The organism is Caballeronia sp. (assembly GCF_028292365.1).
Classification (GTDB): Bacteria; Pseudomonadota; Gammaproteobacteria; order Burkholderiales; family Burkholderiaceae; genus Caballeronia.
The window spans coordinates 1-11,775 of record NZ_JAQGMM010000338.1 but is presented as its reverse complement, the minus strand read 5'-3'; the positions used below and the strand labels follow the sequence as shown (position 1 = coordinate 11,775).

Below are 11,775 nucleotides of genomic sequence, written 5' to 3'. Positions count from 1 at the left end.
CCCGGTCATTACCGGCCCGGCTCGCGTGTTCGAAGACGAGCAAAGCGCGATGACCGCGATTGTCGCGGGGCAGATCAAGGCGGGGGATATCGTGGTATTGCGTTATCTCGGCCCGAAGGGTGGTCCGGGCATGCCGGAAATGCTGGCGCCTACTTCAGCGATTATCGGCCAGGGGCTGGGTGAATCGGTCGGCCTGATTACCGATGGCCGCTTCTCAGGCGGTACGTGGGGCATGGTCGTGGGCCACGTCGCGCCGGAAGCCTATGCGGGCGGCACGATTGCGTTCATCAAGGAAGGGGATTCGATCACCATCGACGCCCACAAGCTGCTGTTGCAACTGAACGTGGATGACGCCGAGATCGAGCGCCGTCGCGGGGAGTGGACGCAACCTGCGCCGCGGTACACGCGTGGCGTGCTGGCCAAGTATGCTGCGCTCGCGTTGCCGGCAAACAAAGGCGCGGTAACGGGCTAATTGCTGGTTGTTTTTCGCTTGGCGCCGGTGGGGACTGTTTCAGGTCCCGCCGGCGTCGGCAGGATCCAAGGCGGGAATTAAGGCCGGATTTACAAGGCCAGATTAAATGCTGGATTGCTGATGCGCCGGGTCGGACTCGGCTTCCGCAGCCAAAAACCCCTTCTTACTGGCGCCCTCGCCGCTCCAGCTCGTCCGCTACCGCTTCGCGCACCCATTGCGTCAACTCGGTTTCCAGCGCCAACGCGACCTCCCGCGTAATCTGGCTCACAAGCCAGGTGGAATGCTCCTGCAACGACTCCCTGCAACGTTCTTCGATCAACGTCCGGCCATCGCCTGTCAAAAAGTGCGTGAAACGCCCTCGCAGCCTGTCTGCGATCACATCGGCGTCGCGATCCGCGCCGTGCGCAAGCTCCTCATGCGATGACACAGCCGCCGGTGACAACACCGGTTCCGGCGCCCGCGGTGCAACACGGGCTCGGTCCGGCCGGCCCGACGCGATGACATCAGTCAGCACGGGAATGGAGGAATCGAAATTTTCGGGTGTTTCAGCCGTATCGGGCGCGGTGGTGATGGGCACGAGTGGACTCCGTCTCTTGATGGCAGGCTGTTGGCAACCGGGTGGCAACCCAAATGGCAACCCAGATGGCAACCTGATGGCAGGCCGGCTGCGGGCTAACGGCGGGCGTTTTTGGGATCATACCGCGTGGCCGCTGCTCACAGCGACTGAGGCAGCGACTGAGCGATGTGCTCAGCCGCCCTGCTTGTAGTTGTTGAGCACGTAGCCCCGATCGCGGTAGAACCTATACCGGTCGCGTCCGGCCACGAGTTCATGCTCCTCATTGCCGACCACTTCCAGCAGGCGCTCAAACCGCGCGAACTGCTGCGGTACTGTTGCGCCGAGGTTCAGCAGGATCTGCTGCTTCAAATCCTGCCCCAGCGATTCCAGCGACTCCGTCAGCAACACCGGCGTGTCAAACGCCAGCGCGCTGTCCGCCCTGCAATGCGGCACGAACTCGAGCGGCTGGAACGTCCATAATTGCTCGTCGAACCGTTTCAACCGCTCGGGTTCGGCCAGCACGATCAACGGCTGGCCGCTCATATAAGCCTTGCGCACGAGGCGACAGGCATACGCGATCGAATCCCCCACATTCGAATGGAAATCGATACGCGTCATGCCCGCGCCTCCCCGCTCACGCTTCGTTCAATCACGCTCATTGGCCCGCGCGATCGACCAGGAACTGCGTGAGCAAGGGCACAGGACGACCGGTTGCGCCCTTTGCCGCACCGCTTTTCCACGCCGTTCCCGCGATGTCGAGGTGAGCCCACGGATAGTTCTGCGCGAATCGCGACAGGAAACAGGCCGCGGTAATCGCGCCGCCCGGCCGTCCGCCGATGTTCGCGACATCGGCGAAATTCGACTTCAGCAGATCCTGGTACTCGTCGTCAAGCGGCATGCGCCACGTCGGATCGATGGCTTCTTTCGATGCGTCCAGCAACTCGCCCGCCAACGCGTCGTCCTTCGAGAACAAACCCGTGTTGTGATGGCCAAGCGCGACCACGCACGCGCCCGTGAGCGTGGCGATATCGATGACTGCCGCGGGTTTGAAGCGTTCCACGTAGGTCAGCGCGTCGCACAGAATCAGGCGGCCTTCCGCGTCCGTATTCAGCACTTCGATAGTCGTGCCCGACATGGACGTGACGATGTCGCCCGGCTTCACCGCGTTGCCGGCCGGCATGTTCTCGCAGGTCGGCACCACGCCGATCACGTTGAGCTTCAGCCCCATTTCCGCGATCGCACGCATGGTGCCGAACACGGAGCCGGCGCCGAGCATGTCGTACTTCATCTCGTCCATGCCTTCACCCGGCTTGATGGAGATGCCACCGGTGTCGAACGTGATGCCCTTGCCGACCAGCACGACGGGAGCCGCTTTCGCGCCCGCGCCCTGGTGATGCATCACGATGAACGCAGGCGGTTCAACCGAGCCTTTCGCGACCGACAGGAACGAACCCATGCCGAGCGCTTCGATCTGCTTCTGGCCGAGCACTTCGACCTTCAGCTTGAATTCCTTGCCCAGCTTTTTCGCGGTATGGCCGAGATACGTGGGCGTGCAGACGTTCGGCGGCAAGTTGCCGAGATCGCGCGTCAGGTCCATGCCGTTCGCGAGCGCCGTGGCGTGTTTCACCGCAAGCTTCGCTGCTTTTTCGTCGGCGGCGTCGATGCTGAACACCACTTTCTTCAACGCGCGATCGCCATTTTCCGGCTTGCTTTTCATCTGCGTGAACTTGTAGGTCAACTCGCGCAGCGCGAGGATGGCGCAGCGCACACCCCAGTCGCTGGTGCGCTCCGGCACCGGCAGTTGGGCGAGCGTGAAGGCCACGTTCGCGATCTTCGTGGCAAGCAGCGCTCGCCATGCGGCGCGCGCGGCTTCCGTGTAAGCCTTTTGATTAAAACCGTCCTGCTTGCCGAGGCCGACCAGCAAAATCCGCGACGCGCCAATGCCCGTCACTTCGGTCAACATCAGCGTGGAACCGGCCTTGCCGCTCATGTCGCCGGCTTTCACCGTGCGCGTGAGCAGTCCCTTGGTCACCAAATCCATCTCGCGGGCGGCACCCGTCAACGTCTGCGCTTCGAACACTCCGAGCACCACTACATCGGCCTTCCCGTTAAGGAAACCATTTGCCGAGCCTTTGCTCCAATCACAGGCTTTTATGCTAAAGTCCATCGCGCTTATCCTCGGATAAAATCTGGGCTGAAGGATGAAAGCCGCAATTATCCGCTATTTTTTTCCGAGGCGGTCGCGAGCAGCAATACCCGGATTGAATGTCCCGCTCATGACTCGTTCGACACGTTCGTTTGATACCTTCATTCGGCACGTTTGTCATGGCGTGTGGTCCAGACGCGGATCCAAACGCGGACCGCACATAATCCAACCGCCTCGTCGTCGCCGGTTTCCACCTGACAATCAATGATCTTCGAACGCTCCCTTCAGCGTGAACTCGCGTATACGGCTGGCGCCGTATTCATGGTGCTGCTCACGATCATGCTGACCACGATGATGATTCGCATCGTCGGCTTTGCCGCTTCGGGGCAAGTCGATCCGCGCGACGTCGTGGTGCTGATCGGTCTTACCGTCATCGGTTATCTCGCCGTGATCATGATCGTGACCCTGTTCGTGTCCATCCTGTTCGTGCTGACGCGCTGGTATCGCGACTCCGAAATGGTCGTGTGGCTCGCGTCGGGAGTCAGTCAAACGGCGCTGATCAAACCGGTTGCGATCTTCTCCACGCCTATCATCATCGCCATTGTATTTTTCGCGTTCGTAGTCTGGCCCTGGTCGAATTTGCAAAGCAAGCTGATCAAGGCGCGGTTCCAGCAGCGCGACGAAGTCTCGCTGCTCGCACCCGGCCAGTTCCGCGAATCGCAGACCAGCCACCGCGTGTTCTTTATCGAAAAAATGTCGCCGGATCAGGGGCACGTGCAGAACGTTTTCGTGACGAGCACGGAAGGCGGCAAGGTCAACGTGGTGGTATCGAAGAATGGTCATACTGAAACGCACGCCAATGGCGATCGTTTCGTGGTGCTGGAAAACGGCCGCCGTTACGACGGCGTTCCGGGCCAGCCAAACTTCCGGATCATGGAATTCGAGCGCTACGGCGTGAAAATCCAGAGCCAGCAATTCGTGAACACGCCAACCACGACCGGTATGTACACGAATGAATTGCTGGCCAATCCCACCCGCGACAACCTTGCCGAAATTGCGTGGCGCGCGGGTCTGCCGCTGATCGCAATCAACCTGATGCTGCTTGCCATCCCACTGTCTTATCAGAATCCGCGACGCAGTCGCACAATCAATCTCGTGATGGCAGTGCTGATCTATCTGACCTATTCCAACCTGCTGAACGTGGTGCAGTCGTGGATCGAGCAAGGCCGGGTGTCGTTCTTTGTCGGGCTCGTAGGACTGCACATACTCGTCTCGATCATGGTCGCGTTCATCTTCTGGCTGCGCATACGCAACCGCCCGCTGTTCAAACTGTCGGCGTTCACCCGCTCGAAAGGGGCCTGACGCAATGCGCATTTACGAACGGTATTTCGCGCGTCAGATCTATCTCGCGTTCATCTTCATCCTGTTTGCATTCTCTGGCCTGTTCTTCTTCTTTGACCTGATCAACGAGCTGAACACAGTTGGCCACGGCAACTACAAGTTCGGGCTCGCGGTGCTGCGGGTGGCCTTGCAGACGCCCTCGCGCTTCTACGAGATCATCCCGGTTGCCGCGTTGATCGCGGCCATCTACGTGTTCGCGCAAATGGCCGCCGCGTCCGAGTTCACTATTTTCCGCGTGTCCGGATTGTCCACGGGCAAGGCGCTGCGCTCGCTGCTCAAGATCGGCATACCCATGGTGTTCCTCACCTATGTGATCGGCGAAGTGGTCGGCCCCTACTCCGACCAGCTCTCCGAGAAAGTGCGGCTCGAGGCGCTGGGGTCATCGGTATCGATGAACTTCGAATCGGGCGTCTGGGTGAAAGACACGCTGACCGCGCGCGCGGACGGCGAACAGGTCACGCGCTTTGTGAACGTGGGCACGCTGAATCCGGATACGACCATTGCGAACGTGCGCATCTACGAATTCGATTCGCTGTTCCGGCTGACAAACGTGCGGATTGCGAAGAGCGGCGTGTTCCAGCCGCCGGGCCACTGGAAGCTCACCGATGTGACGGATACCGAATTGATCGACGCGCCGCCGCAAGCCGTGAATCCTGGTGACGCGCTTAATCCTGTGTATCGCGCGAAACAGATTACCCTGCCCGAGTATTCGCTGCGCTCTGAACTTACGCCGCAGATTCTGTCGGTGCTGCTGGTGTCGCCGGACCGGATGTCGATGTTCAGCCTGTTCAGGTACATCCAGCATTTGACGGAAAATCATCAGGACACGCAGCGTTATCAGATCGCGTTCTGGCGCAAAATCTTGTACCCGCTCGCGGTGCTCGTGATGCTGGTGCTGTCGCTGCCGTTCGCATACCTGCATACACGCGCCGGCGTGGTGGGTGTGAAGGTGTTCGGCGGCATCATGATCGGCATGAGCTTCCAGCTGATCAACACGCTGTTCTCGCACATTGGTACGCTGAATACCTGGCCTGCGCCATTAACGGCCGCAGCGCCGGCGCTGGCGTATCTGGTCGTCGGCTTGATCGGGTTGCGGTGGGTGGACCGGCATTAGGGCTTGGGCTTTAGGGCTTGGGGCTTCGAAAACAGCGGAGAACTCGATGAGCAAGCACGGTTTGATCTTGTTCGGCCACGGAGCACGCGATCCACGCTGGGCCGAGCCTTTCGAACGGCTCGCCACGAAGCTGCGGGCGCAGCGCAGCGAACCGGTGTCGCTGGCGTTTCTTGAACTGATGACGCCTGATTTACCCACAGCTATCGAACATCTCGCGGCCGATGGGTGTGATGCGGTTACCGTCGTGCCTGTGTTCTTCGGTCAGGGCGGCCATATTCGGCGCGACCTGCCTGAGCTGCTCGATCGATGCCGGGCGATGTTTCCATCGCTGATCATTCACTGCGCAACAGCAGTCGGCGAAGACGACTCAGTGCTCGATGCGGTCGCGGAGTATTGCGTTCGGCAGATTGAGTAGGTCGACTACCCCTCCCATTAGGACCCTCACGCATTGCACGATGCCCCGCGAGTCACAGACTTCCGGGGCATTGTCTTGTTCGAAAATTTCGACTCACGCCTTGGCATCTACGGTTCCGACGACGGGGTAAGTTTCTGCCCAGAACGCCTGAATATCTCACCAGTGAAATATCTCTCAAGCGACAAAAATAGTCATATCTGACCAATAAAACCACTTAATTGGTCAGATATGGATAAAATCGCTACTTTGGAACATTGACGAACTGCATATTTTGTCTATACTGACCAATTAAGTGGTTTTATATGTCAGATACGACAAAATGAAACGCAATAGTCGAGAATTTTCCTCTCCGGAACTCAGCCAACAGGCTATGGGGCTTGGGCACGCGGTTGCAGTCGCCCGGATTGCACGCAACATGACCCGGAAGGACTTTTCCGAACGAGCCAACATTAGCCCGAGCACGCTGGTACGCATCGAAAACGGCGATGTTTCGGTCAGTTTCTCATCGTGGCTGCACGCATTCGAACGGGCCGGCCTGCTCGGATTGCTCCAGCCGCTCGCGAATCCGCAAAACGATGTAATCGGTGAAGCGCGGCGTAAAACGGAATCCCGTGTGCGCCCACGCAAGCCCGCTTCGAAGACAGGCGAGTATGATTTTTAATACAACGACATGGAGCAAATACGTCTTCATCGCCCTGGAAGGCGCGGCCGAGGCGGTTCCTGCCGGCAAGCTCGAACTACTCGAGGAAGGCATCAGGCCGGTCGGGTCCACCTTCGTCTACGGCAACAAATATCTGCAACGCGCCAACGCCGTCGCCGTGGACCCGGTCAGCATGCCTTTGGACGAAGCGAAGAAGTCCAAAGAAGCAGTTTTCCAGCCCCCGGCAGGACTGGCGCTGTTTGGCGCCATTCGTGACGCTGCCCCAGACTCCTGGGGACGACGCGTCATTGAAAATATGTTGAGGGCTGCACCCGACGGCCTGCCTGAAACCGAGTATCTGGCTCACGCCGGCCCGCATCGAACGGGCGCGCTCGATTTCAGGAACTCGCCCACCGCCTCTGCCGAACCAGGCAAGTTGCCGGATGCCAAAGAGCTGTCCTATCTGCTGGATGCCGCAGCGATGATCCAGGACGGCAAGCCGGTTCCGAAAAAATTGCAATTGCTCTTCAGCGTCGGTGCGACTTTCGGAGGTGCGCGGCCCAAAGCAGTGCTGCTGGACGATGGCCGGCAGTGGGTTGCCAAATTCCCCGTCGCCCGGGATGGTTTCAACATTCCTGTGGTCGAGCGCGCAACGCTTGAGCTCGCCCGCAAGTGCGGTATGCGCGTTCCCGCGACCAAGCCCGTTCACCTGGCCGATGGGCGTGATGTCATGCTGATCGAGCGCTTTGACCGTGTGCCACTATCCGGGGGAGAGTTTGGCAAACGGCACGTCGTGAGCGCGCTGACCATGCTCAAGATGCATGAAAGCGATACCGCATCGGCCAACTACGCCGATCTGGCCGACCTGCTCGGTGAACACGGTGCGACGGGTTTCGTGGCGGCTGACAAGGTCGAATTGTTCAAGCGAATGGTATTCAACATCCTCGTGACGAATGACGATGACCATCTGCGCAATCATGCGTTTGTGTGGGACGGAACGAATAAGGGCTGGCGCCTGAGCGACCTTTACGACGTCGTGCCGAAGCCGCAGGTCGGCTCCGATCGGTTCCTCGTACTTGGCGTAGGCCCGGCAATGGGCCGGCTGGCGACGCTCGATAACGCACTCTCAGCGGCGGGGCGATTCGGCCTGCTCAAGCACGCGGCCGTCGAAATCATCCAGCAATTATCGGCGGTCGTGAGGGAGTGGCGGATCTACTTCGAGGAATTCGGCGTTCCCAAGCGCGAGTGTGACAAGATCGCTTCGGCGTTTCGGAAGCCGCAGGCCATTGGTCTGCGTGAGGTGGAGAAGACATAGTTCTTTAAACGCTGCTGAACAGGGCGTTATAAGCGCAATTTGCCAAAGAATCAGACAACCTCGAATGAATATGAAAAAGCCCCCATGGGTCAGTGACCGACGAGAGCTTTTCAATCAGGCGAACAGCAAGCTAAACCAAGCAGAGATCCCGTAGCCAGCAGCGAGTTTTCTCCGGGTTAGCGTCGGCTTGAATCAAGCGGCAACCTGCAACGCCCCTTCGACGCTTTGGACCGGTACCAACACCGAGCGCTCCGCAAACGCCTCTCCAATCATCAGCAAACTCGGCTGCGATGGATCGAGCCAATCTTGCGCTTCTCCAATCGCCATAGCACCCAGCGTCAGCGTCAGCGATCGCTCACGTTCTGTGCTGCACGCCTCGACGATAGCAACCGGCGTCGACGCCGCCCTTCCTGCATCAATAAGCTGCTGCGCAATCTCAGGCGCGCTGTCGCGGCCCATGTAGAACACGAGCGAATCCGCGCTTGCCTGCTCGCGGATTTCATCGCTGTCAGGTGCACGGCTGTAGGTCGCCAGAGCAACACTGCGCGCTACTCCGCGCAAGGTCAACGAGCGCTTCAACGTTGCTGCGCTCGCCAGCGCGGCCGTGATCCCCGGCACCACTTCGTACTCAATACCCGCCGCTTCGAGCGCGCGCATTTCTTCGTCGGCGCGGCCGAACAGCATGGGATCGCCACCCTTCAAACGCACGACGACATCGTGCTCGAGCGCGGCATCGACGATCTGCTTGTTGATGAAATGCTGCGCCGTCGAACGCTGTCCGCAACGTTTCCCGACCGCGATCTTGCGCGCGTCCGGCGCGTAGTCGAGCATGGCCGGCTCGATTAGCGCGTCGTGCAACACGACTTGCGCCTGGCTCAGCAACCGGGCACCGCGAACCGTGATCAGGTCCGCCGCTCCCGGCCCCGCGCCGATCAAATACACCTTACCCATAATCAATGGTCGCTTAGTAAGTCAGGCTGAATACGAGCGAATCATCCCGGCCGCCACCGTGTGATGCGTCGCTTCATCGATAAGAACAAACGCGCCGGTACCCTGATGCGTGTCGTAGGCATCGCAGACGATCGGCTTTTGCAGCGTCAGCGCCACGCGGCCGATGTCGTTCATCGTCAGGTTATGGCGGTCCACAGCGTGCAGCAGCGTATGCACGTCGAGCACTTCCTTGATCGCACCAATCCGCGCGAACACCGTGTTCGTGGTCTGCTTCAGCAAGTACTTGCGCTGCGGCGAGAGCGGCTCTTCATCGAACCAGCACAGGTCCGCGTCCAGCTTCTTCGCCGGCTCGACCTTCGTGCCGCTCGTGTTGCGCGGCACGAACGTATCACCACGCGAGACATCGATATCTTCCGCCAGCCGAATGGTCACCGTCTGGCCCGCGAACGCACGATCCACTTGCGCCACACCGCCCGGAACCGGCGCGATGATCTCGGCAACGGTTGCATCGCGGTTCGCCGGCAGCACCGTGATGGTATCGCCCAGTTTCACTTCACCCGACTCCACCCGGCCCATGTAGCCACGGAAATCGTCGGCCTGACTCCCGTCCTGGCGCGCGACCCATTGCACCGGAAAACGCAGCGCCTGATCAACAGGCTGCGCCACCGGCAGTGCTTCGAGCAGATCGAGCAGCGGCTCGCCCGCGTACCAGGGCATGCGCTCGCTGGCGGTCACGATGTTGTCGCCCTTGAGCGCCGACACCGGCACGAAGCGCACATCGGCAATCCCGAGCCGGCGCGCGAGTTCAACATACGCGTCGCGGATCTCGTTGAAGCGCGACTCGCTGAAGTCGATCAGGTCCATCTTGTTGATCGCGACGATCACATGCTGCAGCCCAAGCAACTTCACGATCGCGCTATGACGCACCGTCTGCGGCAACAGTTGCGCGACGCCATCCTTCAACGTCACACGCGTGGCGTCGACGAGAATGATCGCGGCATGGGCGGTTGATGCGCCCGTGACCATGTTGCGCGTGTACTGCTCGTGGCCGGGGGTATCGGCAATGATGAACTTGCGCTTCGCGGTCGCGAAATAGCGGTACGCAACGTCGATCGTAATGCCCTGCTCGCGCTCGGCTTCAAGACCATCGGTCAACAGCGACAAATCGATTTCATCGCCAACGGTGCGCTTATTCTTCGCGCGCGACAACGCCGACAACTGATCCGACAACACCGCCTTGCTGTCGAACAGGAGGCGGCCGATCAGCGTGCTCTTGCCGTCGTCCACACTGCCCGCGGTGATGAAACGCAACACGCCGAGGTCTTCGGGTTGATGAATGCTCATGATGTTTCCCTGTTCCTTGTTTGCGGCGTGATGCTTAGAAATAACCTTGTTTCTTGCGGGTTTCCATCGCGGCTTCGGACGCTTGATCGTCCATGCGCGTGGCGCCGCGTTCCGTGATTTCCGTCACGGCCGTTTCCGCGATGATCTTCTCGACATCGTCGGCATCGCTCGCAACGGGGCAGGTGCAACTGATGTCGCCGACCGTACGAAAACGTACTTGCGCGATTTCCGACACTTCGCCTTCCTGCAGCGGCGTGATCGGCGTCAGTGGCACGAGCAAGCCATTGCGGCGGATGATCTCGCGATCGTGGGCATAGTAAATGGACGGCAGCTCAAGCTTCTCGCGGCCGATGTATTGCCAGATATCCAGTTCGGTCCAGTTCGAAATCGGGAACACGCGCAAGTGCTCGCCGTTATGCAGGCGCGCGTTATAGATGCTCCACAATTCCGGGCGTTGCGCTTTCGGATCCCACTGGCCGAATTCATCGCGGAAAGAGAAGATGCGCTCTTTCGCGCGGGCCTTTTCTTCATCGCGACGCGCGCCGCCGATCAACGCCGTGTAACCGTATTCTTCGATAGTTTCGAGCAACGTCACCGCTTGCGCGGCGTTACGCGAATCCGTTTCGCGACGCAGGCGCACGGTGCCTTTCTTGATCGAATCTTCGACATGACCGACCACGAGCTCAGCGCCAATTTCAGCAGCACGACGATCGCGGAAGTCGATGACTTCACTGAAGTTATGACCGGTATCGATATGAACCAGCGGGAACGGCAGTACGGTCTTGCGGCCCGAGCCAATGCCGAATGCCTTCAACGCGAGATGCAGCACGACGACCGAATCCTTGCCGCCCGAGAACAGCAACGCAGGCTTGCTGCACTCGGCCACGAGTTCGCGCAAGATGTGAATGGACTCAGCTTCGAGCCAGTCGAGATGGTCCATCCGGTCACCGCGATTGGCGAGCGGGGCGTTGACTGTTGAATCGAGCGTGCTGCTCATATGCGTCGTTCCTTGGTTGCTTTGCATGACACCCAGCTTGTGGCGTCATGCGTCAATATCAATGCGTTCAGAGCGCCGAACTTGGCGCTGCACTGCGGTCTTCCACGATCTTTATATTCGTCACGTGCAATCCGCATTCCTTCGTGTCCCGCGATTCCCACCACCAGCGTCCTGCCCGGCTGTCTTCACCCGGACGGATGGCGCGCGTGCACGGCTCACAGCCAATGCTCGGATACCCGCGCGCGTGCAGCGGATTGACGGGGACATCGAAGGCCTTCAAATAAGCCCAGACATCGTCTTCGGTCCAGTCCGCGAGCGGATTGAACTTCGCAATGCCACGCGGCGCGTCGTGCTCTTCTTCATGCAACTCTACGCGCGTTACGGATTGCTCGCGTCGCTGTCCCGTGACCCACGCGCTCACGTC

13 protein-coding genes are annotated in these 11,775 nt (G+C 59.8%); 6 read left to right on the top strand and 7 right to left on the bottom strand.

The features are described from left to right. Positions 1–472: dihydroxy-acid dehydratase (locus JWR14_RS20475; protein ID WP_299710537.1), on the top strand; the 472-nt coding region annotated here is incomplete at its 5' end. 163 nt (positions 473–635) lie between these two features. Here the strand turns inward: JWR14_RS20475 and JWR14_RS20470 are convergent. The 3 genes from JWR14_RS20470 to JWR14_RS20460 form a co-directional block, all read right to left on the bottom strand. Then, a complete protein-coding gene (locus tag JWR14_RS20470; protein WP_366144575.1) occupies positions 636–917 on the bottom strand; it encodes a DUF2486 family protein in 282 nt (93 codons plus the stop codon). 303 nt (positions 918–1,220) lie between these two features. Beyond that, positions 1,221–1,646 carry a DNA polymerase III subunit chi gene (locus JWR14_RS20465; protein WP_299710535.1) on the bottom strand — a complete coding sequence of 142 codons (426 nt, stop codon included), beginning with the start codon at positions 1,644–1,646 and terminating at the stop codon, positions 1,221–1,223. 37 nt (positions 1,647–1,683) lie between these two features. Continuing rightward, positions 1,684–3,195 carry a leucyl aminopeptidase gene (locus JWR14_RS20460; RefSeq protein ID WP_299710532.1) on the bottom strand — a complete coding sequence of 504 codons (1,512 nt, stop codon included), beginning with the start codon at positions 3,193–3,195 and terminating at the stop codon, positions 1,684–1,686. A gap of 243 nt (positions 3,196–3,438) precedes the next feature. On the opposite strand from JWR14_RS20460, the gene lptF reads away from it, so the two are divergent. The 5 genes from lptF to JWR14_RS20435 all read left to right on the top strand — a co-directional run bounded on the left by lptF (position 3,439) and on the right by JWR14_RS20435 (position 8,059). Continuing rightward, on the top strand, positions 3,439–4,536 hold the full coding sequence (gene lptF / locus JWR14_RS20455) for an LPS export ABC transporter permease LptF (RefSeq protein WP_299710530.1): 1,098 nt from the start codon (positions 3,439–3,441) through the stop codon (positions 4,534–4,536). A gap of 4 nt (positions 4,537–4,540) precedes the next feature. Beyond that, a complete protein-coding gene (gene lptG, locus JWR14_RS20450) occupies positions 4,541–5,689 on the top strand; it encodes an LPS export ABC transporter permease LptG (RefSeq protein ID WP_299710527.1) in 1,149 nt (382 codons plus the stop codon). Positions 5,690–5,735: 46 nt separating this feature from the next. Next, entirely contained in the window at positions 5,736–6,104 is a 369-nt protein-coding gene (locus tag JWR14_RS20445) for a CbiX/SirB N-terminal domain-containing protein (RefSeq protein ID WP_299710525.1), read from the top strand. A 319-nt stretch (positions 6,105–6,423) separates the two neighbouring features. Then, a complete protein-coding gene (locus JWR14_RS20440; RefSeq protein ID WP_366144574.1) occupies positions 6,424–6,765 on the top strand; it encodes a helix-turn-helix transcriptional regulator in 342 nt (113 codons plus the stop codon). Beyond that, a complete protein-coding gene (locus JWR14_RS20435; protein WP_299710522.1) occupies positions 6,755–8,059 on the top strand; it encodes a type II toxin-antitoxin system HipA family toxin in 1,305 nt (434 codons plus the stop codon). Before JWR14_RS20440 ends, JWR14_RS20435 begins: the two co-directional genes overlap by 11 nt. Positions 8,060–8,251: 192 nt before the next feature. On the opposite strand, the gene cobA is transcribed toward JWR14_RS20435, so the two are convergent. From cobA to JWR14_RS20415, 4 genes are all read right to left on the bottom strand, one after another. Then, a complete protein-coding gene (cobA, locus tag JWR14_RS20430) occupies positions 8,252–9,010 on the bottom strand; it encodes a uroporphyrinogen-III C-methyltransferase (RefSeq protein ID WP_299710519.1) in 759 nt (252 codons plus the stop codon). A gap of 21 nt (positions 9,011–9,031) precedes the next feature. Then, a complete protein-coding gene (locus JWR14_RS20425) occupies positions 9,032–10,357 on the bottom strand; it encodes a GTP-binding protein (RefSeq protein WP_299710540.1) in 1,326 nt (441 codons plus the stop codon). A gap of 31 nt (positions 10,358–10,388) precedes the next feature. Then, a complete protein-coding gene (cysD, locus tag JWR14_RS20420) occupies positions 10,389–11,351 on the bottom strand; it encodes a sulfate adenylyltransferase subunit CysD (protein WP_299710517.1) in 963 nt (320 codons plus the stop codon). A 67-nt stretch (positions 11,352–11,418) separates the two neighbouring features. Continuing rightward, positions 11,419–11,775 (bottom strand): phosphoadenylyl-sulfate reductase (locus tag JWR14_RS20415; protein WP_299710514.1); only part of this gene is annotated, 357 nt, incomplete at its 5' end.